At 60.5% G+C, this 22,514-nt stretch carries 20 protein-coding genes; 15 read left to right on the top strand and 5 right to left on the bottom strand.

Annotated elements, in window-relative coordinates; genetic code table 11:
• Window positions 1–195: 195 nt before the first annotated feature.
• A complete protein-coding gene (aqpZ, locus tag HF675_RS18595) occupies window positions 196–891 on the bottom strand; it encodes an aquaporin Z (RefSeq protein ID WP_105229970.1) in 696 nt (231 codons plus the stop codon).
• A 358-nt stretch (window positions 892–1,249) separates the two neighbouring features.
• Between aqpZ and HF675_RS18590 the strand changes: the two genes are divergently transcribed.
• The 7 genes from HF675_RS18590 to aroL all read left to right on the top strand — a co-directional run bounded on the left by HF675_RS18590 (window position 1,250) and on the right by aroL (window position 7,983).
• Entirely contained in the window at window positions 1,250–2,005 is a 756-nt protein-coding gene (locus tag HF675_RS18590; RefSeq protein ID WP_105229971.1) for a nucleoside phosphorylase, read from the top strand.
• Window positions 2,006–2,296: 291 nt separating this feature from the next.
• The gene (locus HF675_RS18585) at window positions 2,297–2,581 is read left to right on the top strand and encodes a DUF1471 domain-containing protein (protein WP_105229972.1); all 285 of its coding nucleotides are present in this window, start codon (window positions 2,297–2,299) and stop codon (window positions 2,579–2,581) included.
• A gap of 206 nt (window positions 2,582–2,787) precedes the next feature.
• Window positions 2,788–3,345 (top strand): class I SAM-dependent methyltransferase, encoded by a 558-nt coding sequence (locus HF675_RS18580; protein ID WP_111737646.1) that lies wholly within the window; start codon window positions 2,788–2,790, stop codon window positions 3,343–3,345.
• A 250-nt stretch (window positions 3,346–3,595) separates the two neighbouring features.
• Entirely contained in the window at window positions 3,596–4,714 is a 1,119-nt protein-coding gene (locus HF675_RS18575; protein WP_105233221.1) for an ABC transporter substrate-binding protein, read from the top strand.
• Window positions 4,707–6,830 carry a TonB-dependent siderophore receptor gene (locus tag HF675_RS18570; RefSeq protein WP_187043553.1) on the top strand — a complete coding sequence of 708 codons (2,124 nt, stop codon included), beginning with the start codon at window positions 4,707–4,709 and terminating at the stop codon, window positions 6,828–6,830. Before HF675_RS18575 ends, HF675_RS18570 begins: the two co-directional genes overlap by 8 nt.
• Window positions 6,831–6,862: 32 nt before the next feature.
• Window positions 6,863–7,378 carry a GNAT family N-acetyltransferase gene (locus tag HF675_RS18565; protein WP_105229974.1) on the top strand — a complete coding sequence of 172 codons (516 nt, stop codon included), beginning with the start codon at window positions 6,863–6,865 and terminating at the stop codon, window positions 7,376–7,378.
• Between the two features lie 77 nt (window positions 7,379–7,455).
• Window positions 7,456–7,983, top strand: a complete 528-nt coding sequence (gene aroL, locus HF675_RS18560; protein WP_111737644.1) for a shikimate kinase AroL — start codon at window positions 7,456–7,458, stop codon at window positions 7,981–7,983.
• A gap of 2 nt (window positions 7,984–7,985) precedes the next feature.
• On the opposite strand, the gene HF675_RS18555 is transcribed toward aroL, so the two are convergent.
• The gene (locus tag HF675_RS18555) at window positions 7,986–8,720 is read right to left on the bottom strand and encodes a helix-turn-helix domain-containing protein (protein WP_105229976.1); all 735 of its coding nucleotides are present in this window, start codon (window positions 8,718–8,720) and stop codon (window positions 7,986–7,988) included.
• 100 nt (window positions 8,721–8,820) lie between these two features.
• Between HF675_RS18555 and HF675_RS18550 the strand changes: the two genes are divergently transcribed.
• Both HF675_RS18550 and ppnP read left to right on the top strand, forming a co-directional pair.
• Entirely contained in the window at window positions 8,821–9,219 is a 399-nt protein-coding gene (locus HF675_RS18550) for a nuclear transport factor 2 family protein (protein WP_105229977.1), read from the top strand.
• Between the two features lie 106 nt (window positions 9,220–9,325).
• On the top strand, window positions 9,326–9,616 hold the full coding sequence (gene ppnP, locus HF675_RS18545) for a pyrimidine/purine nucleoside phosphorylase (protein ID WP_105229978.1): 291 nt from the start codon (window positions 9,326–9,328) through the stop codon (window positions 9,614–9,616).
• A gap of 44 nt (window positions 9,617–9,660) precedes the next feature.
• Here ppnP and rdgC read toward each other — a convergent pair whose 3' ends face one another.
• Entirely contained in the window at window positions 9,661–10,572 is a 912-nt protein-coding gene (rdgC, locus tag HF675_RS18540) for a recombination-associated protein RdgC (protein ID WP_105229979.1), read from the bottom strand.
• Window positions 10,573–10,745: 173 nt separating this feature from the next.
• On the opposite strand from rdgC, the gene mak reads away from it, so the two are divergent.
• Window positions 10,746–11,654 carry a fructokinase gene (gene mak / locus HF675_RS18535; RefSeq protein ID WP_187043552.1) on the top strand — a complete coding sequence of 303 codons (909 nt, stop codon included), beginning with the start codon at window positions 10,746–10,748 and terminating at the stop codon, window positions 11,652–11,654.
• A 33-nt stretch (window positions 11,655–11,687) separates the two neighbouring features.
• Here the strand turns inward: mak and sbcC are convergent, their stop codons facing one another.
• Window positions 11,688–14,942 carry an exonuclease subunit SbcC gene (gene sbcC, locus HF675_RS18530; protein ID WP_187043551.1) on the bottom strand — a complete coding sequence of 1,085 codons (3,255 nt, stop codon included), beginning with the start codon at window positions 14,940–14,942 and terminating at the stop codon, window positions 11,688–11,690.
• A complete protein-coding gene (gene sbcD / locus HF675_RS18525) occupies window positions 14,939–16,168 on the bottom strand; it encodes an exonuclease subunit SbcD (protein ID WP_187043550.1) in 1,230 nt (409 codons plus the stop codon). The genes sbcC and sbcD overlap by 4 nt, the downstream gene beginning before the upstream one ends.
• Window positions 16,169–16,423: 255 nt before the next feature.
• Here sbcD and phoB point away from each other — a divergent pair, with 255 nt between their 5' ends.
• The 5 genes from phoB to brnQ all read left to right on the top strand — a co-directional run bounded on the left by phoB (window position 16,424) and on the right by brnQ (window position 22,513).
• Window positions 16,424–17,113, top strand: coding sequence for a phosphate response regulator transcription factor PhoB (gene phoB, locus HF675_RS18520; RefSeq protein ID WP_015671148.1), 690 nt, complete (start codon window positions 16,424–16,426; stop codon window positions 17,111–17,113).
• A 24-nt stretch (window positions 17,114–17,137) separates the two neighbouring features.
• Complete coding sequence (gene phoR, locus HF675_RS18515; RefSeq protein ID WP_111737641.1) at window positions 17,138–18,454, top strand: phosphate regulon sensor histidine kinase PhoR; 1,317 nt, start codon at window positions 17,138–17,140, stop codon at window positions 18,452–18,454.
• 16 nt (window positions 18,455–18,470) lie between these two features.
• The gene (locus HF675_RS18510; RefSeq protein ID WP_187043549.1) at window positions 18,471–19,406 is read left to right on the top strand and encodes a PstS family phosphate ABC transporter substrate-binding protein; all 936 of its coding nucleotides are present in this window, start codon (window positions 18,471–18,473) and stop codon (window positions 19,404–19,406) included.
• Between the two features lie 239 nt (window positions 19,407–19,645).
• Window positions 19,646–20,752 (top strand): cobalamin-independent methionine synthase II family protein, encoded by a 1,107-nt coding sequence (locus HF675_RS18505; protein WP_105229985.1) that lies wholly within the window; start codon window positions 19,646–19,648, stop codon window positions 20,750–20,752.
• A 444-nt stretch (window positions 20,753–21,196) separates the two neighbouring features.
• Window positions 21,197–22,513 carry a branched-chain amino acid transport system II carrier protein gene (brnQ, locus tag HF675_RS18500; RefSeq protein ID WP_105229986.1) on the top strand — a complete coding sequence of 439 codons (1,317 nt, stop codon included), beginning with the start codon at window positions 21,197–21,199 and terminating at the stop codon, window positions 22,511–22,513.
• The last annotated feature ends 1 nt before the right edge of the window (window position 22,514 follow it).

Below are 22,514 nucleotides of genomic sequence, written 5' to 3'. Positions count from 1 at the left end.
AAAATAAGGCTGCCGGTGACGGCAGCCTTACGCGTATTTGCTATTTATACCCTCAATAATTCGAGTTGCAGGAAGGCGGCAAGGGAAGGAGTCCCGATGCGTTGACTCAGGTCAGTGATTCGGGTGACTGAGCGCCGCCAACGCACCTGCAGCTTGAAGTAGGACGGGTATACACCGACCGGGTTAACGCGGTGCTTATTGTTTATCTTCCAGCAGGCAGCGGTAAATCAGGCCGCCGATGATGCCGCCGACCAGCGGTACCAGCCAGAAGATCCATAGCTGTTCCAGCGCCCAGGTACCCTGGAAAATCGCGACGCCGGTACTACGCGCCGGGTTGACCGAGGTATTGGTGACCGGAATGCTGATTAAGTGAATCAGGGTCAGCGCCAGACCGATAGCCAGCGGCGCAAAGCCTGCCGGGGCGCGTTTGTCTGTGGCGCCGTGAATAATAATCAGGAAGAAAGCGGTTAATAATAATTCAATAACGATCGCCGCCTGCAGTGAATAACCGCCCGGCGAGTGTTCACCAAAGCCATTGGAGGCGAAACCGCTGGCGGTAGCATCAAAGCCGGCTTTACCGCTGGCAATGGTATACAGCGCTGCGGCGGCGACAATGGCGCCGATAACTTGCGCAATGATATACGGGATAACGTCTTTTGCCGGAAAACGGCCGCCGGCAAATAAGCCTACGGTTACCGCCGGGTTAAAGTGTCCGCCGGAAATATGGCCAACGGCGTAAGCCATGGTGACAACGGTTAAACCAAATGCCAGTGCCACGCCGGCAAAACCAATGCCTAATTCAGGAAAGGCCGCAGCTAATACGGCGCTGCCGCAACCGCCAAACACCAACCAAAATGTGCCAAAAAATTCGGCAAAGAATCGCTTTAACATAGACTCCATCCTATCGGGATAGCTAACGGGTGTTAGCATTAAAAACTATAGAACACCTTTTTAATTTGTCGCGGACGTTTTGACCATTTTCTTTATGGGCATATAAAACGCGCGCGCTATTAAATCTCCGGCGTACGGTTTTGTCCATGTAAAAAATAGGTTTTCGGTTATTAACCTGTATTTGCCATGCTTTGCGATGGGAAATGTTCAGATTATTCCCTATGCCTGATGATTAAATCTCCCGGGCAGCGACAGGCTGCGGGATAAAAATCGTATTGTGGAAAGCAGATCAATACATCAGGCAAATTGAATTGGCAGAATAGGCGCCAGCAAATAAAAAAATGACGGAGATAATAATATGTATAAAAAGGGTGACGTTTTTTACCACATCGGCCTGAAGGAAGGTGACGTCGGGCGTTATGTGCTGTTGCCGGGGGACCCGTTCAGGACCGATATCATTGCGCAGAGCCTGGACAACCCGCGGCTGGTGGCTCACCAGCGCGAGCATAAAACCTGGACAGGGACGTTAAACGGCGAGAAAGTGTCGGTCACCTCGACCGGCATGGGCTGTCCGTCGACGGCCATCGCCGTCGAAGAGCTGATCGCCGCCGGTGCGGATACCTTTATTCGCGTCGGCACCGCCGGCCGTGTGGCCGCGCCGGCGCATGACGGCGGTGTGTCCGGTACCATCGTCACGGCAGCGATCCGCGATGAAGGCACCACAACGCAGTATTTACCGATTGAATACCCGGCGGTCGCCGACCGGCGGGTGGTGCAGGCGCTGGCCGAGGCGGCGGATACGCTGGGCTATCGCTTCTTGGAAGGCATTACACACTCGAAAGACTCGTTCTATACCCAGGTGTTCCCTGATGCGGTGCCGGCGGGCGAGCTGTGGCAGGCGCGGCAGAAAATCTGGCAGCGCTCCAACGTGATGTGCTCCGAGATGGAGTCGGCGGCGATTTTTGTTATCTCCTCGATTCGCGGCTGCCGCGCGTCCGGCGTGATGGCCTTCTCCGATGCGCCGGATCAGGCCGCCGAGGTGGCGAAGGCGATCGACACCGCCTGTGAAGCGATTAAGATTCTGATCGCGATGGATAAACAGAGCGGGAAATAACGCGACGATATACCACGTTCGGATAAGCGCCGATAACGTCGGCGCTTTTTGTCGGCATCGGCACAACCATGCGGCTTTAGGAATAGTCGCTGTTTTATTTACGTTATGACCGGGCTATGTTGTGTATTCAGCAGCGCAGGCTGCGCTTGTCCGTTTATCTCCTGCTACAGATTCTCCTTAATCCTCTCACAATGATTGATCTTCTTTACATTGCATGACGTCCGTTTTCATGGGCCGGCAGATAATTAACGTTGCGACGAAATAAATAACCAAGAAGCAACAGGAGCCACCATGAAACGCTTTTATTCTTACCTCACCGCCGCGCTGCTGGCCGGCGCTTCGTTTTCCACCTTTGCCGCGCCGCTCAGCGTCACGGCGGTCAATAATCAGCAGGCTGCGTCGTTACAGAGCCTGGGTGCGGTATCGGTGTCCGGCGTTGCCGGCACGTCGGACGACGCGGTCAGAAAACTGCAGGAAAAAGCTGCGGCTCAGGGCGCCTCCCATTACCGTGTGATCGGTCTCGATACGCCGGGAGACTCCAGCCTGTGGCGGGGTAATGCAGAAATTTACCGCTAAGCGCTAACGGCGCCGGCGGCACAAGAAAACGGTGGTGAAACGGGTCGGCAGCCGGCGATAGGGCGCGGGTTTGCGGATAACGATCGCCGCCGTTTTTTTATCGCTGTTGCATTTTATTACAACTGTGTCGCCCGCTTTCGGAATGGTATTAATGAATCTTTAAGCTTTTCCGCCCAGATTAAGGGGTTCATGTTAAGGAGCCTCGAATGATCAATGCGACACGGCTGCAACTGAAACACCGCTTTTCTTATATCCAGCAGTTTATGGCCTCGCCGCGTACCGTCGGCACGCTGGCGCCATCCTCGCCCTGGCTATGCCAGGCCATGTTGGATCAGATCGAATGGACCCGCACGTTATCCATCGCCGAGCTGGGCGCGGCCGACGGCGTATTGACCAAGCGTATTATCGGCCGGATGCGCGCCGACGCCGGGCTGGACGCCTATGAAATCCAGCCGAACTTTGTCCGGCGTCTGCAGCAGATTGAGGAGCCGCGGCTGCAGGTGATGGCGCAGTCGGCGGAAAGGCTGGAGCGGGAGTACGACGTGATTTTCTCTTGTCTGCCGCTGCTGTCGATACCGCTCAAGATCAGCATGCGCATTCTGCAGCAGGCGCGGGAAAACCTGCAGGGGCGCAACGGTACGCTGGTGCTGTTCCAGTACAGCCATCTGTCGGAAAAGCTGCTGTCGCGCTACTTCCACTGGAAGAAGCAGCGCGTGGTGCGCAATTTCCCGCCGGCGCTGGTGTACGTCTGCACCCCGCGTTAAAACCGAGGTTTCATAGCGATCATTGCTGCGTGCCGCAGACGGCGTCTGGCGGCACGCGCACGAAACTTGCTTCTCCGACGCCGTTCCCGCCACTTTTTTAACTTTTTAAACCCCATTTGCCTGCGGTTAAACGTGTTTTAGCCGGGAAAGGGAAAAATTACGCTGTTTCACGCCGCGCCAGTGGTGAGTGATTGAAAATGATAATGAGAGTAATTATCATGCGTGGATATTTTTCCGTTCCGGCACCACCATGCGTAAATCCTTCCTGTTGTTACTGGCCTCCCTGCTATTTTCCATTCTGTCCTGCGCCCAGGCGAAAACGGTGACGGATATTTTGGGCCGTCGCGTTGACGTGCCCGATAATCCGCAGCGTATCGTGCTGGGGGAAAGCCGCATGCTGTATACGCTGGCGCTGCTGGAGCCGGGAGATCCGGCCCGGCGGGTGGTAGGCTGGCCGCGCGATCTGGCGCGGTATGACGCCCAGAGCTGGCAGCTGTACAGCCGGAAATTCCCGCACATTGCGCAGATCCCGGCGATCGGCGGCGGCAACTTTCGTCAGATCAATCCGGAAAGCCTGATCCAACTACGGCCGGATCTGGTGATTCTGGCGCGCTATGCGCGCGAAGACGGCGATGAGGCGCAGCGGGTGGCGGCGCTGGGTAAAGCGGGGATCCCGGTGGTATATGTCGATCTGCGTATCGATCTGCTGCACAACACCGTACCGAGCGTGCGCCTGCTGGGTGAACTGCTCAACCGTCAGGCGCGTGCCGAGGCGTTTATTACCTTCTATCAGCAGCATATGACGGCGGTCCGCGAACGGCTGGCTGCCTATCACGGCGACAAGCCCAAAGTGATGCTGCATCTGCACCTTGGCCGGCGTGACACCTGCTGCACCACCGCCGCGCACGGCAATCTGGGGGATCTGGTGACCTTTGCCGGCGGCGAGAATATCGCCAACGCCAGCATTAAGGGCGTGTACGGCGAACTGAACCCGGAAACGCTGCTGACCGCCAACCCCGATGTCTATCTGGCCACCGGCATGGCCGGTGAGCAGGGCAAGCGCTATTCCGACCTGTTGCTGGGGCCGCAGGTCAGCCGTCGGCAGGCGGACGACAGCTTCCGCCGCCTGATTCAACAACAACCGATGATCGCCGGGCTGAACGCGGTAAAAAACCAGCGGGCCTGGAGCATTTGGCACAACTTTTATCTCAGCCCGTACCACGTGGTGGCGGTCGAGATGTTTGCCAAGGCGTTTTATCCGCAACTGTTTGCCGATATCGATCCGCAAGAGACTTTCCGGCAGCTCTACCAACAATTTTTGCCGTTGCCATTTTCAGGGACCTATTGGAGTCAGTTAACAGGTGAATAACTATCAACGCGGCTGGCTGTGCGCCATTCCGCTGGCGGCCGGCAGCGCCTGGCCGGCCGTCGGGGCCGAAAATCATAACGATAAATCAGAACATATGCTGGTGATCGGCAGCAGCCAGGCGCCGAGCGCCGAGAGCTATCAGCCGCTGACCAGCGTGACCGGCACGCGCAGTGAAACCAGCCTGCTGAACGTGCCGCAGGCGGTTGACGTGGTGCCGACGCAGGTGCTGACCGATCAGGCGGTCAGTAATCTTGATGAGGCGCTGTACAACGTCAGCGGCATTACCCAAAGCAATACGCTGGGCGGTACGCAGGACGCGGTGATGAAGCGCGGTTTTGGCGACAACCGCGACGGCTCCATCTTACGCGACGGCGTCCGTTCTATTCAGGCGCGTAACTTTACCCCGACCACCGAACGGGTCGAGGTGCTGAAGGGACCGGCGTCGATGCTGTACGGCATGGGCGAACCGGGCGGCATGATCAACATGATCAGCAAAAAGCCGCAGCTGCAGCAGCATACCCACGTTGAAGGCTGGGGCAGCAGCTTTAAGGGCGGCGGCGGCCAACTGGATGTGACCGGCCCGCTGGGCACCTCGGGTTTTGCCTATCGGATGATCGTCGACCATGATGAAACCGACTACTGGCGCAATTTCGGCCGCAACCGCCAGACGACGATTGCGCCGTCGCTGATGTGGTACGGCGAGAGCACCACGGTGCGTCTGGCCTACGAGCATATGGAGTACCTGACGCCGTTCGACCGCGGCACCATTATTGATTCGCGCACCGGCAAGCCGGTCGATACGCCGCGCGATCGCCGTTTTGATGAGGCCTACAACGCTACCCGCGGCGATCAGGACAGCGTGACGCTGCAGATCGATCAGGTGCTGAACGACCGCTGGAAAAGCTCGCTGACCTACGCTTATAACCGCAACAGCTACAGCGATAATCAGGCGCGCGCCACCAAGCTGGACCCGGAGAGCGGCGCGCTGACGCGCCAGGCGGACGCTACCGCCCATGCGGTCAGCCATGCCAACGCGGTGCAGCTGACGTTGAACGGCGACGTGGACTGGGGACGGGTCAATCATCAGTTGCTGTTCGGTTTTGATTTCGAAGACAGCCGCACCTACCGCGGCGATATGATCCGCGGCAGTAAAAACAGTGATTTCAATATCTACGATCCGGTGTACGGTCAGATGCCGGCCTCGACCAAGGTCAGCGCCAAAGACAGCGATCAGCGTGAAAACCTGACCAGCTATGGCTGGTTTATGCAAGATTCCCTGCAACTGACCGATAACTGGCTGGTGATGGGCGGGCTGCGTTACGACACCTTTGACGTCTATGCCGGCAAAGGGCGGCCGTTTAACGTCAATACCGACAGCTCGGAGGCGAAGCTGGTGCCGCGCGCCGGGGTGGTGTACAAACTGACGCCGTATGTCTCGCTGTACGGCAGCTACACCGAGTCCTTCAAGCCTAACTCCTCCATCGCCACCCAGATTGGCTCGCTGCCGCCGGAGCAGGGGAAATCCTGGGAGATGGGCGGTAAGGTCGCCTTGCCGAACAGCATCACCGGCACGCTGGCGCTGTTTGATATCACCAAACGCAATGTGATGGTCAGCGAGCTGGTGGACGGCGAAAGCGTGACCCGCACCGCCGGGCGCGTGCGTTCGCAGGGGGTTGAGCTGGATATGGCCGGCAATATCACCGACAGTCTCAGCCTGATCGGCGCCTACGCCTATACCGACGCGCGGGTGGTGGATGACCCGGCCAACAAAGGCAAGGAGATGGCTAACGTGGCGCGCCATACCGCCTCGCTGTTCCTGACGCAGAACCTGGGATCGCCGGGGCTGTACAGCGGCGATGAGCTCCGCGTCGGCGCCGGGGCGCGTTATGTCGGACGCCGGCCGGGCGATGCCGCCAACAGCTTTTATCTGGATCACTACACCGTGGCCGACGCCTTTGCCGCCTACAGCATGCCGCTGCACGGCTACCGGGTAAAATGGCAGCTTAACGTCAAGAACCTGTTCGACAAAACCTATTATCCTTCCAGCGGCAACAATCTGCGGGTGGCGGTAGGCGAACCCCGCGAGGTGGTGCTGCGGGCCAGCGTGGATTTTTAAACCGACCCGGTGCGGCGGTTAAGGAGAGAGTGATGAGTGTGACGATTCGTCCGGCGCAGACTGCGGATATCGAGGCGATGATGGCGGCGGAACGTTCGGCGGCGGAATTGTTTCGCCCGCTGCCGCAGTGGGCGTTTATTGCCGATGACGCCATCATGTCGGCCGCGCAGCATGCGGCGCTGATTGCCGAAGAGAGCGAATGGCTGGCGCAGGACGGCGCGGCCGTCGCCGGTTTTATCGCCGTACGCCGGCATGGGGACGAATGGCATATTGCCGAATTGTCGGTAGCGGCTGAGCACCAGCGACGCGGGATTGGGCGTCAGCTGATCGTAGCGGTGGCCGACTGCGCCAGCCGGCAGGGCGTCAGGCAGCTGACGCTGACCACGTTTCGCAACGTGCCGTGGAATGCGCCGTATTACCGCCGGCTGGGGTTTGAAACCATCCCTACGGTGGAGCTGTCGGCGCGGCTGCGCGCCCAGATGGCGAGCGAAGCCGAGCACGGGCTGCCGTTGGGCAGTCGATGTGCGATGAAATTTACACTATTGTAAAGATTGAAATACACAGGGCGGGCGGTATGATGCATCAACAGCAACGCCACTCAGTCACCGTATAGGGTACAGACGTAATGACACAAACCATTTTCATGGTAGGCGCTCGCGGAGCAGGAAAAACTACCGTGGGGAGCGCGTTGGCGCAGGCGATGGACTATCGCTTTATTGATATCGATCTGTTTATGCAGCAGACGACGCAGATGAGCGTCGCCGAAATCGTCGCGCAGGAGGGCTGGCAGGGCTTTCGCCGCCGCGAAAGCCTCGCCTTGCAGGCGGTGACCCGTCCGTCAACCATTGTTGCCACCGGGGGCGGCGCGGTGCTGGCGGAAGAGAACCGTCGCTTTATGCAGCAGCACGGCACGGTGATCTACCTACGCGCACCGGCGGAGGTGCTGGCGCAGCGGCTGGAGGAGTCTCCGCAAGACGCACAGCGACCAACCCTGACCGGCCGGCCAATCGCTGAAGAGATGCTGGAGGTGCTGGCCGCGCGCGAAGCGCTGTATCAGGATGCGGCGCATCATGTGCTGGACGCTGCACTGGACCCGCACCGGGTGGTGACGCAGATCCTGGAGATGCTGCGCCTGCATGAGGCGGTGAAATAGCGCTAGCCGGGGAGCGCGGCGAAGTAGCCGCCGGGCGTGACGCCGAAGTGGCGGCGGAACGCGGCAATATAGGCGCTGACGTTGTCATAGCCGCAGTCGGCGGCCACGTTGGCGACCGAAACTCCGCGCGACAGCGCTTCCAGCGAACGGATAATGCGCGCCTGCTGACGCCAGCGGGCAAAGCCGATGCCGGTCTGCGCCATAAATAACCGGCTGAGATTGCGTACGCTGATGCCGGCCCAGCCGGCCCATTCATTCTGCCGCCGCGTGCTGGCAGGGTCGTCCAGCAGCGCGCGGGCGATTTTCAGCAGCCGTGGATCCTGCGGCATCGGCAGCTGTAGCGCCGTCTCTTCTTCTCCCTGCATCTCATCAAGCAACACCTGCACCATGCGCCGCTGCGGCGCCGGTAACGGCGACGGCGGAAACTGCGCGATGCGCGCCACCAGCGCCTGCGCCAGAGCGCTGGCGGCCAACAGCCGCGGCTGAGTCGGCAGATGTTGACAGTTCTCCGGCGGCAGAAACAGTAGCCAACCCTCAACCTGCCCGCAGGACTGCGCCTGATGGCGGCAGCGCGCCGGCAGCCAGCCAAGCGTGCCGGCGGTCATCGCCCACTGGCGCCGCTCGGTTTCCAGGGCGATAGTGCCGCGCGTCAGCAGGTAAATCTGCCCGTCATCATGCTGATGCCAGGGGGTAAGGTGCCGGTTGGGATGAGATAGCGGTATGCCGCGCAGTTGCATGGTTTTGGCCGATTAACGTTATATATGGTCTTAATCAGGTTATCACGCCATTGCCTGCGCCGGTTAGTATTTAGCCTGATTCCTCTGACGGAGATAGGTAATGACACAGTTAACCCCGCAAGATATCGTGCTGCAGGCGCTGCAACAGGTGGTGGCGCAGCCACAACATCAGCCGGCGGCCATCGCCGCGTTTTTCGCCGACGATTATCGGCAGACGGTGGACGGGCAGTCGCTGGACTATGCGCAGTTTGTCAGTCATATGGCGCTGCTCAAGCAGATCACCCGGCGGATGACGCTGCGGGTGCAGGCGCTGGCGGCGCAGGGCGACAGCGTGCTGAGCCATCACCGGGTCGAGGTGGAAAAATGCGACGGCACACGCAGTGAGATTCAGGTGATGGCGCATTTCATACTGCGCGACGGCAAGATTATCGCCTGCGATGAACTGACCCGTCAGCTGTCGGGCGATCGTGCCGATCATGACCTTGGCGGCCGTTATTGAGCGTCGGCGCATAGCGATCGCATTTTAGCGGGAAAATCAGTGACAGCCGCCGGGCGATCCCCCACTATAAGCTTTCCAATACGGATAACTACGCGGGTGCCAGTCTATGCTGAATGTAAGTGAGTATTTTGCCGGAAAAGTGAAATCGATCGGTTTTGACAGTAGCAGCATCGGTCGTACCAGCGTTGGGGTGATGGAGGAAGGGGAATACACCTTCGGCACCAATCAGCCGGAAGAGATGACGGTGATCAGCGGGGCATTGCGGGTGTTGCTGCCGGGGGCGCCGGACTGGCAGGTGTTTATGCCGGGTGAGAAGTTCTTTGTGCCGGGCCACAGTGAGTTCAACGTGCAGGTGGCGGACGCCACGGCCTATTTGTGCCGCTATCTGAGTAAGTAATAATGATGCAAGGGCGCTGGTGACAGCGCCCTTGTTGTTTGCTCTTAGCGCTGGGCTTCGCCGCCGAGGGCTTCGATCAGGTTCTGGATCAGCGCCGCCAGTTCGCTGGTCATCAGAATAAAGTCGGCGTCAAAACGCTGGGCGAAGTCATCGCGGTCGATATCGTCGTTCTGCTCGCGCAGCGCATCGGCAAACTTCAGGCGCTTGATGGAGCCGTCGTCGGCAATCACCAGCTGAATGCGCTCCTGCCAGTCGACCGCCAGTTTGGTCACCAGCTTGCCGGCTTCGATATGCACGGCGATCTCATCGCTGATCAGGTTCTGTTTTTTACAGCGGATCACGCCGCCTTCTTCCAGAATGGCCTTCAGCTCCGCCTCATCCTGAATGGCAAAACCGGCCGGCAGCTCGCCGGAACGCACCCACTCGGTCAGCGTCAGTTCGATCGGGCTTTCCATCGTCAGCGGCACCACCGGCAGTGAACCGAGGCTTTTACGCAGCAGCGCCAGGGTATCTTCTGCGCGTTTGGCGCTGGCGGCGTCGACCATGATCAGGTCGTTGACGGTGTCGATCCACATAAAGGTCTGGTTAAAGCGGCTGAAGGCGCGCGGCAACAGGCTGTGCAGCACTTCGTCTTTCAGCGCATCCTTTTCCGTTTTTTTCAGTTTGCGGTGCTGTTCGCTTTCCAACTGGTCGATTTTCGCCTGCAGCGCCTGTTTAATTACCGGCGAGGGCAGGATCTTCTCTTCTTTACGCGCACAGATGATAATCTGGCCGTTGACTACGTGCGTCAGTGCGTCGCTGTGCGAGCCCATTGGGGAGACCCAGCCGGTTTTCGCCATATCCTGACTGCCGCACGGCGTGAAGGAAAAGGCGCTGAGCTGTTTTTCCATTTCATCCGCATTTAGCGCAACGTCGCGGCTCAAACGGTAAACCATCAAATTCTTAAACCACAGCATAATGTTATCCCTGACTGGGCGTGCCGTTCGCACGCGGGTTCATCAAAAGCAGGGCGGCATGATACCCAATCGACGCCGAAAAATCGCCTGCTTCCTCTGATTTGCGCGTGGATCCGTATTGCGGCACACTCGGTGACATTAAAAAACGATGACGTCGCACAGAGGAGAAAACAGTGCGTATTGGAATTGATTTAGGGGGCACCAAAGTTGAAGTGATTGCGCTGGCGGACGACGGCAGCGAGCGGTTTCGCCACCGTATCGCCACGCCGCGCGATGACTATGCGCAGACGCTGCAGGCCATCGCCGGACTGGTGCAGATGGCGGAGACGCATACCGGCGAGCGGGGCACGGTGGGCGTCGGTATTCCCGGCACGCTGTCGCCGTTTACCGGCCTGGTAAAAAACGCCAACTCCACCTGGCTGAACGGCAAGCCGCTGGATAAAGACCTGTCGACGCTGCTGCAGCGCGAGGTGCGGCTGGCGAACGACGCCAACTGCCTGGCGGTGTCGGAAGCCACCGATGGCGCCGGCGCAGGCAAACCGGTGGTGTTTGCGGTGATTATCGGTACCGGCTGCGGCGCCGGCGTGGCGATCAACGGCCGGGTGCATGCCGGCGGCAACGGCATTGCCGGCGAGTGGGGGCATAATTCACTGCCCTGGCCGGATGACGACGAGCTGCGTTTTCGCGATGAGGTCCCGTGCTACTGCGGCAAGTCCGGCTGCATCGAAAGTTTTATTTCCGGCACCGGTTTTGCCGTCGACTACGCGCGTCTGAGCGGCAATCCCCTGAAAGGGGAAGCGATCATGACGCTGGCGGCGCAGCAGGATCCGATTGCCGAGCGGGCGATTCGTCGTTATGAGCAGCGTCTGGCGAAGTCGCTGGCGCATGCGGTCAATCTATTCGATCCGGATGTGATCGTGCTGGGCGGCGGCATGAGCAACGTGGAGCGGCTGTATCACAACGTCCCACAAAAAGTACGGGAGTGGGTGTTCGGCGGCGAGTTCGCCACGCCGATCCGTCAGGCGGTGCACGGTGATTCCAGCGGCGTACGCGGCGCCGCCTGGCTGTGGCCGCAGCAATAATGATAACCGGGGCGGCAGCGCCCCGGTGTGCGGTTAGCCTTCGACGCGGTACTGCGGCTCCAGCCGGCTGATCCCCAGGCCGTTGACCTTTTTCACTTTGATCTGCACCGGGATCCGCTCTTTCATCGCCTCGACGTGGCTGATCACGCCGATGGTCTTGCCGGAGGCGTTAAGGCTGTCGAGCGCGTCCAGCGCGGTATCCAGCGTCTCGGCATCCAGCGTGCCGAAGCCTTCGTCCAGGAACAGCGAATCGATGCTGGTTTTGTGACTGACCAGATCGGACAGCGCCAACGCCAGCGCCAGACTGACCAGAAAACTTTCGCCGCCAGACAGCGTGCGGGTGTCGCGCTGCGCGTCGGCCTGCCAGGTGTCCACTACCAGCAGTTCCAGCGCATCGCTGTTTTTCCGCTGCAGCAGATAGCGGCCGTGCAGGCGGCTGAGCTGGTTGTTCGCCAGATAGACCAGATGATCGAGCGTCAGCCCCTGGGCGAATTTACGGAATTTATCGCCTTCTTTTGAGCCGATCAGCTGGTTGAGGTAGCTCCAGTCGTCATACTGCCGCTGACTCTGGGCAATTTGCGCGAACAGCGCCTGCTGATTGCCGCGACGCTCGGTGTCGCTGGTCAGCTGGTTGCGCAGCTCGCCCTGACGCAGCTGCAGCGTCTTCAACTGCTGCGCCAGCGCCTGCTGCTGCTGTGCCAGCGCCGTGAGATCGGCATGTTGGTCATCCACACCTTGCGGGCGCTGCTGCTGGTGCTGCTCGCGCGCCTGTTCGGCCTGCGCCAGCAGCGCGCGGGTTTCCACCTGACGCTGTTGCAGCTGCTCTTTCAGCTGTTGCAGATGCTGACGCTGCGCATCGTCCAGCAGGGCGGCGTGGAAGGCGGCGTCATCGGCAAATTCACTGGCGCTCAGCGCCTGCTGCCACTGCTGCTGCGCCTGCTCGGCGCGCTGCGTTTGCTGCGCCAGCTGCTGCTGCAGCCCCGCCAACTGGCCGTTCAGGCGTTCACGCTGTTCCTGCGCCTGCTGCCAGCGTTCGGCGGCCTGCTGGCTGGCCAGTTCGCAGGCCGCCTGTTTGGCGCGCAGCTGTTCGCGCGCCTGCGCCACCGGCTGCTCGCCAAACAGCGCCAGGCGCTGCCGTTGCTGGGCGGCGAGCTGCTCCTCGTTGTCCTGCCACTGCTGCTGCAGACGCTGCTGCTGCTGCTGAGCGTCGGCATACTGTTTTTCCAGCAGCGTCAGGCGTTCATTCAGCAGCGCTGTCTGCTGCTGCGCCTGCTGCTGTGCGTTCTGCAACGCGATCAGCGCATCTTTGGCCTGTTGCACCGCCTGCGCCGCCTGCTCATGTTGGCTGAGGCGCTGCTGGCCCTCGCGCTCTTCGCGGTCGCAGTCGCTCAGCCACTGCTGCAGGCGCTCACTCTCCTGCAGGCCGAAATCAAACGCCAGCTCGGCGGTCAGGGTCTGCCACCGTTGCTGGTGGGCCGCCAGTTGCTGTTCATCCTGCTCAATCGCCTGCTGCTGACGCTGTTGCTGTTGCTGCATACCGTCGTGACGGGCGCGCAGCTCGATGCCGTTTTTATACAGCGCTTCGCCCTGCTGGCGCAGCTCGTCAAGGCGCCGGGCGCTGGCTGACGGGTTAAGCGTCTGATAATCGGTGATGGCCGGGTGCTCGGTAGAGCCGCACAGCGGGCAGGGCGCGCCGGTCTGCAGCCGGGCGCGTTCGGCTTCCAGACTGACAATGCACTGCTCAAGCTCATGGGTTTTCTCTACTTCCGCCTGCAGGGTTTTGTGCTGCTGATACTGCTGTCTGGCCTGTTCTAACTGCGGCGCCAGCTGTTGCAGCTGTTGCTGGCCGGCGGCCAACTCCTGCCGCTGTTGCGTCAGCCGTTGATCCAACTGCTGTGCCAGCGAGGACAGGGTCGCCAGCTGCTGGCGCGTCGGGCGCAGGTCGCTCAGCTGCTGCAGGCGCTGGCGCAGGGCGGCCAGCGGCGTTTCGGCCTCCAGCACGCTGTGCTGCTGCTGTTGCGCGGCGAGCGCCTGAGTCAGGGCGCTCAGCTGCGTCTGATGCTGCTCGGCCTGTGTCGCCAGCTGTGCGCGTTCGGCGTGCAGTTTGTCCAGCGTCTGTTTCTGCTGTTCGCACTGGCGCACGGCGTCGTCGCGGGTTTGCTGCAGTTCGCTACGACTTTTGCTCAGCTGTGCGATGTGGTGATCGAGCGGCAGCACCTGTTCGTCGATCAGCTGCTGCTGCTGTTGCCGGTGCGCCGCCTGTGTCTGTTGTTCGGCGCGCGCCTGCTCCAGCGCCTGCTGCAGCGGTGCCATTTGTGCGGCCTGCTGCTGTTGCTGTTGGTCAAGCCGGGTCAGCTGCTGTTGCGATGCCTGCAGTTCATCGCGGTAGCGCTGGCGTTCATTGTGCAGCGGGCGCAGTTTTTCGGCGGGTTCGCTGCGCGCCAGCGTCTGCAGCTGCGGTTCGGCCTGCTCCTGCTCCTGTTGCAGCGCCTGTAAGCGCTGCTGGCACTGTTGCAGCTGTTGCTGCAGACGCTGCCACTGTTGCAGCCAGTTAAGCGTCTGCCGCTGCTGTTCATCGTGCTGACTGAGCGCGGTTTCTTCCTGACGCAGCGCGTCGAGCTGGGTTTCCAACTGTTGGCGCTGTTCGTCGCTCAGCAGTTCAATACCGCTGGCGCGCTGGTGCAGCGCATCCAGCTCAAGTTTGGCCTGCTTATGCTGTTCGAACACCCGCTCGGACAGCTGGCCGTAGATTTCGGTGCCGGTGAGTTCTTCAAGCAGTTCGGCGCGATCGTTGGCGTCGGCGTTGAGGAAGGCGGCGAACTGCCCCTGCGACAGCATCATCGATTTGGTAAAACGGCCGAAGTCCAGGCCGGTGATGGCGGCGACCGCCTCCAGCTTGTCGCGCACCTTATCGGCGAGGATCTTGCCGTCCGCCAGCAGCGCCAGCTCGACCTTCGGCGCCTGCAGGTTGCCGTTCGGATCGTTTTTGGCCCGGCGCTGGCTCCAGAAGGCGCGGTAGCCGACGCCTTTGACCTCGAACTCCACCTCGGCCAGCGATTCGGCAGTATGGCGCGTCATCAGATCGTTCTGGCTGGGGGATACGTGCAGCCGCGGCGTCTGGTGATACAGCGCCAGGCAGACGGCGTCGAGCAGGGTGGTTTTGCCCGCGCCGGTCGGGCCGGTGATGGCGAACAGGCCGTTGCTGGCGAACGGCTCGGCGCTGAAGTCTATTTTCCACTCGCCCTGCAGCGAGTTGAGGTTTTTCAGCCGTAGGCTCAGAATTTTCATGCCGATGGCTCCTCATTCTGCTGCAGAGCGTCGACCGTCTGGCGGAACATGGCGCGCATCCGGCCGCGCCGCGCTTCTTCCAGTTCGCTTTCCTGCGCCAGACGGCGTTCAAACACCTCATCAACGCTCAGTTCGTTCAACGTCTCTTTATCCTGCTGCTCGATGGCCTGACGGCGCTGCTCTTTACTGCGCCGCAGCAGCACCACCTCCACCGGCAGATTATCCGCCAGCGCCTGGATGCGGCGCTGAATGTCGCTGAGGTAATCCTGCGTCGCCACCTCGATATCCAGCCACACCGGCAGCTCGCCCTGATAGTCGGCAAACTGCTGCAGCTGCTGTTCGATCTGGGCGAGATCGCCTTTGATCAACTGCATCGGCTGGAAAAGCGGGACGGGCAGCGTAGTGACCTGCTGCAGCCTGCCGTCGGCGAAGTCGACCATAAACACGCTTTTGGCGCTGCCCAGCTCATCAAAGCTGAGCGGGATCGGCGAGCCGCTGTAACGGATATGCTCGCTTTTCGCCACCTTTTGCGCCCGGTGAATATGCCCCAGGGCGATATAGTCCGCCGGCGGGAAGGCCTGCGCCGGGAAGGCGTCCAGCGTGCCGATATAGATATCGCGCACCGAATCCGAGGTGGTGACGCCGACGGTGGTCAGGTGGCCGGTGGCGACGATCGGCAGCGTAAGATCGAGCGCCTCGCGCTGCGCGCAGGCCGCCTGATACAGCGTTAGATAATGTTCGGCGATGGCTTCCTGCAGCGCCTGCTGCTTCTGCGTGCCGGATTCGCCGGCGCGGCTGGTCAGCAAATCGCGCGGGCGCAGGAACGGGATGGCGCACAGCAGCGCGCCGGGCTGGCCGTCGCGGCGGTTAAGCGTCACGATTTGCTGCCCGGTCTCGGCCTGCGCGCTGGCGATCACGCGGGTGTTCAGGCAGGAGAGCAGCTCGCGCGATTCATTCAGCGTCGCCACGGAGTCGTGGTTGCCGCCCAGCACCACCAGTTGGCAGCCGGTCTGCTGCAGTTCCACCACAAAGCGGTTGTAGAGTTCGCGCGCGTAGCTCGGCGGCGAACCGGTGTCGAACAGATCCCCGGCGACGATCAGCGCGTCTACCTGATGCTGTTCAATCTGCGCAATCAGCCAGCGCAAAAACGCCTGATGCTCGGCGGCACGGCTTTTGGTGAAAAAATACTGACCCAAATGCCAGTCAGAGGTGTGTATCAGGCGCATGACTCTCCCGGGGATTGGCCGTCGGTTGTGCCGGGGCGAAACGCGGCGGCGGTAAAACGTTGACGATGATTATACGGGTTGGCGGGTAAAAATATGCTATTTCTATCTATTCCGGCGGTTAAGCCTGCGCGACGGTGATAAGCATTTATATTGTGAATGTTACTGAGTGGTTAATTTCATAAATCTGTCACAAAACTGACGCATAATGGCGCCCGCAAACAAATTGTGAACGCTAACACATTGGCAGGATTGACGATGGCAAGACGCATACTGGTGGTGGAAGACGAAGCGCCTATTCGCGAGATGGTGTGCTTTGTGTTGGAACAGAATGGTTACCAACCGTTGGAAGCCGAAGATTATGACAGTGCCGTAACGCGCCTGTCTGAGCCGTTCCCCGATTTAGTGTTGCTGGACTGGATGTTGCCCGGCGGCTCCGGCATTCAATTTATCAAACATATGAAGCGCGAAGCGCTGACCCGCGATATCCCGGTGATGATGCTGACGGCGCGCGGCGAGGAGGAGGACCGGGTGCGCGGCCTGGAAGTCGGCGCGGATGATTACATCACCAAACCGTTCTCGCCGAAGGAACTGGTGGCGCGGATTAAAGCGGTGATGCGCCGTATTTCGCCGATGGCGGTGGAAGAGGTGATCGAGATGCAGGGGCTGAGTCTCGACCCGTCTTCGCATCGGGTGATGGCCAACGAACAGCCGCTGGATATGGGCCCCACCGAATTCAAACTGCTGCATTTCTTTATGACCCACCCGGAGCGTGTTTACAGCCGCGAACAGTTGCTTAATCACGTCTGGGGCACTAACGTTTATGTGGAAGACCGCACCGTTGATGTGCATATCCGCCGGCTGCGCAAGGCGCTGGAGAGCAGTGGTCATGACAAGATGGTTCAAACCGTTCGCGGCACAGGTTACCGCTTTTCAACGCGCTATTAATCGCGCAGCGTCGGAGAGCATGCCGTGCTAGAACGCCTTTCCTGGAAAAGGCTGGCTCTTGAGCTGGCCCTTTTTTGCTTGCCGGCCCTGCTGTTGGGGCTGATTTTCGGCTATCTCCCCTGGTTACTGCTGGTCTCCGTGCTGGCGGCGCTGGGCTGGAACTTCTATAACCAGCTGAAACTTTCCCACTGGCTGTGGATTGACCGCAGCATGACGCCGCCGCCGGGGCGCTGGAGCTGGGAGCCGCTGTTTTACGGCCTGTATCAGATGCAGCAGCGTAACCGCCGCCGTCGGCGCGAGCTGGCGCTGCTGATCAAACGCTTCCGCAGCGGCGCCGAATCGCTGCCGGATGCGGTGGTGATGACCACCGAAGAGGGAAATATTTTCTGGTGCAACGGGCTGGCGCAGCATCTGCTCGGCTTCCGTTGGCCGGAGGATAACGGCCAGCATATTCTCAACCTGCTGCGCTACCCGGAGTTCAGCCACTATCTGCAACAGCAATCCTTTGATAAACCCCTGACGCTGCAGCTGAATAACGAGCATTACGTTGAATTCCGCGTGATGCCGTATTCGGAAGGGCAGCTGCTGATGGTGGCGCGCGACGTGACGCAGATGCGGCAGTTGGAGGGCGCGCGGCGCAACTTCTTCGCCAACGTCAGCCACGAGCTGCGCACGCCGCTGACCGTGCTGCAGGGCTATCTGGAAATGATGGGCGACGACGAGCCGGACGGTTCGCTGCGCGGCAAGGCGCTGGCCACCATGCAGGAACAAACCCGGCGCATGGACGGGCTGGTGAAGCAGTTGCTGACGCTGTCGCGCATCGAGGCGGCGCCGATTATCGAGATGAATGAGACGGTGGACGTGCCCCTGATGCTGCGGGTGCTGCAGCGTGAGGCGCAGTCGCTCAGCGGCGGCCGCCATGAAATCAGTTTCCGCGTGAATGAAGCGCTGAAGGTGTACGGCAATGACGACCAACTGCGCAGCGCGGTGTCCAATCTGGTGTATAACGCGGTGAACCACACGCCGGCAGGCACGCACATTGAGGTGAGCTGGCAGCAGACGCCGCAGGGGGCGCAGTTCCAGGTCAGCGACAACGGGCCGGGCATCGCCGCCGAGCACTTGCCGCGTCTGACCGAGCGCTTTTACCGCGTGGACAAGGCGCGTTCGCGGCAGACCGGCGGCAGCGGGCTGGGGCTGGCGATCGTCAAGCACGCCCTCAGCCATCACGATGCACGGCTGGAGGTGCTCAGCGAGCCGGGCAATGGCACCCGCTTTATCTTTACTTTGCCTAACCGGTTGATTGTTCCCGACGCTTTGTCAGAGAATGCGCTGAAAAATTAATGCGTGAGGCACCGGTATGCGACTGACCCGAGGGATATGGCTCTGCCTGCTGTTATTGTGCAGCCCCGGCCTGCGGGCGCAGCCGAGCGGCATGCTGTCGGGCAATCTTTCCAGCGTCGGTTCCGACACGCTGGCGAACTTGATGTCGCTGTGGGCGCAGGACTTCAGCCAGCACTATCCGAATATCAATTTGCAGATGCAGGCCGCCGGTTCATCGACCGCGCCGACGGCGCTGGCCGCCGGCGCCGCGCAGCTGGGGCCGATGAGCCGTCCGATGAAGGCGGCGGAGCTGTCGGCGTTCGAACAGCGCTACGGCTACGCGCCGCTGGCGGTGCCGGTGGCGGTCGATGCGCTGGTGGTGCTGGTGCATCAGGACAACCCGCTGCCGGGGCTGAACCTTGGCCAGTTGGATCAGATCTTTTCCGCCACCCGCCGCTGCGGCGAAGCCGCCGCACTGCGGAACTGGGGCCAGCTGGCGCTGCCGGGCGACTGGGCGCAGCGCAGTATTCAGCGTTTTGGCCGCAATTCCGCCTCCGGCACCTATGGCTATTTCAAACTGCGCGCGCTGTGCGGCGGCGACTTTATGGCGCGGGTCAATGAGCTGCCCGGCTCGGCGTCGGTAGTGCAGGCGGTGTCCGGATCGCTGAACAGCATCGGCTATGCCAGCATCGGTTTCCGCGCCAGCGGCGTCCGGCTGCTGCCGCTGGCGGAGCGGGGCGATCGCTACGTGGCGCCCAGCGCAGCCAACGTGCGCAACGGCAGTTATCCGCTGGCGCGCTACCTGTATATCTACGTCAACAAAGCGCCGCACCGGCCGCTTGAGCCGCTGACGGCGGCGTTCCTTGACCGGGTGCTGTCCGAGGAAGGGCAGGCGCTGGTCAATCAGGACGGTTATCTGCCGCTGTCGCCGGCAACCCTGCGGAAAACCCGCCAGGCGCTCGGGCTGAAGTAGCACCGGCTTAGCGCCTGGGCGCGTATGACGGCAGCTCTCAGCCAGCTGCCGCCCACCATCATGAATTTCTTTCAACACCCATGAAAATTTCTCCATTGCCGCCGGGCAGGCGGCATGACAGGATGATTTTAGCTATTTAGACGTCTGGATGTCCAATTGTAACCCAGCGTAATCATTCAATATGTAAATCATTCCGGCAGGCCAACGCGACGCCTGCCGTTCACCGGGAGTGGAAAAAGATGTGCAATTGCAATCATGCCGTTCATGCTGACGTCGTCGGCAGTTTATTACGTCCTGCGGCGCTGAAAAGCGCGCGTCAGCAGTTTCAGCGCGGTGAGATTGACGCGGCGCAGCTGCGGGCGGTGGAAGATGAGCAGATCCGCCAGGCGGTGGAAAAACAGCGCCAGCTGGGACTGGCGGTGGTGACCGACGGGGAATTCCGTCGCGCCTGGTGGCACTTTGATTTCCTCGAAGGCCTGGACGGCGTACAGGGCTACGACGCCGAACAGGGCATCCAGTTCAACGGCGTGCAGACCAAGGCGCGCAGCGTCAAGGTGACGGGCAAGCTGGGCTTTAACCCGCAGCATCCGATGCTGGCGGATTTTCGTTTCCTGCAGCAGATTGCCGGCGACGCGCAGCCGAAGATGACCATCCCCAGCCCGAGCGTGCTGCACTTCCGCGGCGGGCGTCAGGCGATCGACAGCACGGTTTATCCGCAGCTGGATGCCTATTTTGCCGATCTGGCGCAAACCTATCGCGATGCGATCCGCGCGTTTTATGACGCCGGCTGCCGCTACCTGCAGCTGGATGATACGGTGTGGGCTTACCTCTGTTCTGACGATCAGCGCCGCCAGATCCGCGAGCGCGGCGAAGATCCCGACCAGCTGGCGCGTATCTATGCCGACGTGCTGAATGCGGCGATCGCCGGCAAGCCGGACGATCTGACCATCGGTTTGCATGTCTGTCGCGGCAACTTCCGCTCCACCTGGATCTCGGAAGGGGGCTATGAGCCGGTGGCGGAGATCCTGTTCGGCCAGGTCAATATCGACGCCTTCTTCCTGGAGTACGATAACGAACGCTCCGGCGGCTTCGAACCGCTGCGCTTTATCAAGCCCGGCAAGCAAAAAGTCGTGCTGGGGCTGATCACCACCAAAGACGGCGAGCTGGAAAACCCGGAGCAGGTTAAGCAGCGCCTGCAGGAAGCGGCGCAGTTCGTCGCCCCTGAGCAACTGTGTCTGAGCACCCAGTGCGGCTTCGCTTCGACCGAAGAGGGCAACAGCCTGAGCGAGCAGCAGCAGTGGGACAAGCTGAGCAGCGTGGTCAGCATTGCCGGGCAGGTCTGGTAACCGCCGGCAGCCCGTTTGTTATGCGCGGAAATGCCGCCGATATTGGCGTTTTCGCGCGGTTTAACCCGCAATGCTTCACGTTTTGTGAGCGCCTTGGTTAAAAATGATACAAATCATGTAGGGCATATTTCCTGAAGACTGGTGCGATCGACTGGTGATGAATATTTATCTGGTCGATCGCTCTGCATTTCCCCGTGAGCCTTGCCTTTTGGCGCTATAAACGTTTTACTTACCCTCCGTTGTTGGACTAATCCTCCATTTTATAACTTCTAACATTCTGCCCATCTTCAAGAGTGGTCAATTTCGCATAAGGACAAAACGCCCGAGCGGTATGCGTTTTCTTGCTCTTATTGCTCTTGTGATGAAATGGCAGGCCGACAGCGAAATGGCGAACCGCCATGAAAAGAACGTTTTTTTTCATTTGAACAGGCAACACGACATCCTATGAGTCATCGTTTAACGTCAAAAGATATTCTGGCATTAGGTTTTATGACCTTTGCCTTATTTGTCGGCGCCGGGAATATTATTTTCCCGCCGATGGTGGGGCTGCAGTCCGGCGAACACGTCTGGATCGCGGCGCTGGGCTTTTTGATTACCGCCGTCGGCCTGCCGGTGATGACGGTGATTGCGCTGGCGCGCGTCGGCGGCGGCGTTGACGCCCTGAGTACGCCGATCGGCCGCACCGCCGGCCTGCTGCTGGCGACCGTCTGCTACCTGGCCGTCGGCCCGCTGTTTGCGACGCCGCGCACCGCGACCGTGTCGTTTGAAGTGGGGATTGCCCCGCTGACCGGCGACGGCGCGACGCCGCTGCTGATTTACAGCCTGGTGTACTTCGCGCTGGTGATCGGTATTTCCCTCTATCCGGGCCGCCTGCTCGACACCGTCGGCCATATTCTGGCGCCGCTGAAAATTGTCGCGTTGGGCGTGCTGGGCATCGCCGCGCTGCTCTGGCCGGCCGGTTCGCCGATTCCGGCGGTGGATGCCTATCAGCATGTGCCTTTCTCTTCCGGCTTTGTGAATGGTTATCTGACCATGGATACGCTGGGGGCGATGGTATTCGGCATCGTGATCGTCAACGCCGCGCGTTCACGCGGGGTGAAGGACAACGGCCTGCTGACCCGTTACACCATTTTTGCGGGGCTGATCGCCGGTGTCGGCCTGACGCTGGTCTACCTGAGCCTGTTTAAACTGGGTTCCGGCAGCGGCGTGTTGGTGCCGGACGCCACCAACGGCGCGGTGATCCTGCATGCCTACGTGCAGAACACCTTTGGTAGCCTGGGCAGTTTCTTCCTGGCGGCGCTGATCTTTATCGCCTGTATGGTGACCGCGGTCGGCCTGACCTGCGCCTGCGCCGAGTTCTTTGCCCAGTACCTGCCGTTCTCTTATAAAACGCTGGTGTTTATTCTGGGGCTGTTCTCGATGTTCGTCTCCAACCTGGGCCTGAGCCACCTGATTCACCTCTCGATTCCGGTGCTGACCGCCATTTATCCGCCGTGTATCGTGCTGGTGGTATTGAGCTTCACCCTGCGGATGTGGAATAGTGCGCCGAAGGTGATTTCGCCGGTGATGCTCGTCAGCCTGTTGTTTGGTATCCTTGACGCGGTGAAGGCCGCCGGCTTCGAGAATCTGCTGCCGGCATGGAGCACGCACCTGCCTCTGGCAGGTCAGGGATTGGCATGGCTGCCGCCTTCCGTACTGATGCTGGTACTGGCCGCCATCTACGATCGGGTATGCTCGCGCTCTGAAGCGACCGCGCATTAAT

The organism is Serratia sp. JUb9 (assembly GCF_014298095.1).
GTDB lineage: Bacteria > Pseudomonadota > Gammaproteobacteria > Enterobacterales > Enterobacteriaceae > Serratia_B > Serratia_B rhizosphaerae.
This window is presented reverse-complemented; position numbering and strand designations above follow the sequence as displayed.

Excerpts from the sequence above, each read along its gene's own strand:
- aqpZ (WP_105229970.1), bottom strand. The coding sequence starts at position 891 with ATGTTAAAGCGATTCTTTGCCGAATTTTTTGGCACATTTTGGTTGGTG.
- HF675_RS18590 (WP_105229971.1), top strand. The coding sequence starts at position 1,250 with ATGTATAAAAAGGGTGACGTTTTTTACCACATCGGCCTGAAGGAAGGT.
- HF675_RS18585 (WP_105229972.1), top strand. The coding sequence starts at position 2,297 with ATGAAACGCTTTTATTCTTACCTCACCGCCGCGCTGCTGGCCGGCGCT.
- HF675_RS18580 (WP_111737646.1), top strand. The coding sequence starts at position 2,788 with ATGATCAATGCGACACGGCTGCAACTGAAACACCGCTTTTCTTATATC.
- HF675_RS18575 (WP_105233221.1), top strand. The coding sequence starts at position 3,596 with ATGCGTAAATCCTTCCTGTTGTTACTGGCCTCCCTGCTATTTTCCATT.
- HF675_RS18565 (WP_105229974.1), top strand. The coding sequence starts at position 6,863 with ATGAGTGTGACGATTCGTCCGGCGCAGACTGCGGATATCGAGGCGATG.
- aroL (WP_111737644.1), top strand. The coding sequence starts at position 7,456 with ATGACACAAACCATTTTCATGGTAGGCGCTCGCGGAGCAGGAAAAACT.
- HF675_RS18555 (WP_105229976.1), bottom strand. The coding sequence starts at position 8,720 with ATGCAACTGCGCGGCATACCGCTATCTCATCCCAACCGGCACCTTACC.
- HF675_RS18550 (WP_105229977.1), top strand. The coding sequence starts at position 8,821 with ATGACACAGTTAACCCCGCAAGATATCGTGCTGCAGGCGCTGCAACAG.
- ppnP (WP_105229978.1), top strand. The coding sequence starts at position 9,326 with ATGCTGAATGTAAGTGAGTATTTTGCCGGAAAAGTGAAATCGATCGGT.
- rdgC (WP_105229979.1), bottom strand. The coding sequence starts at position 10,572 with ATGCTGTGGTTTAAGAATTTGATGGTTTACCGTTTGAGCCGCGACGTT.
- sbcC (WP_187043551.1), bottom strand. The coding sequence starts at position 14,942 with ATGAAAATTCTGAGCCTACGGCTGAAAAACCTCAACTCGCTGCAGGGC.
- sbcD (WP_187043550.1), bottom strand. The coding sequence starts at position 16,168 with ATGCGCCTGATACACACCTCTGACTGGCATTTGGGTCAGTATTTTTTC.
- phoB (WP_015671148.1), top strand. The coding sequence starts at position 16,424 with ATGGCAAGACGCATACTGGTGGTGGAAGACGAAGCGCCTATTCGCGAG.
- HF675_RS18510 (WP_187043549.1), top strand. The coding sequence starts at position 18,471 with ATGCGACTGACCCGAGGGATATGGCTCTGCCTGCTGTTATTGTGCAGC.
- HF675_RS18505 (WP_105229985.1), top strand. The coding sequence starts at position 19,646 with ATGTGCAATTGCAATCATGCCGTTCATGCTGACGTCGTCGGCAGTTTA.
- brnQ (WP_105229986.1), top strand. The coding sequence starts at position 21,197 with ATGAGTCATCGTTTAACGTCAAAAGATATTCTGGCATTAGGTTTTATG.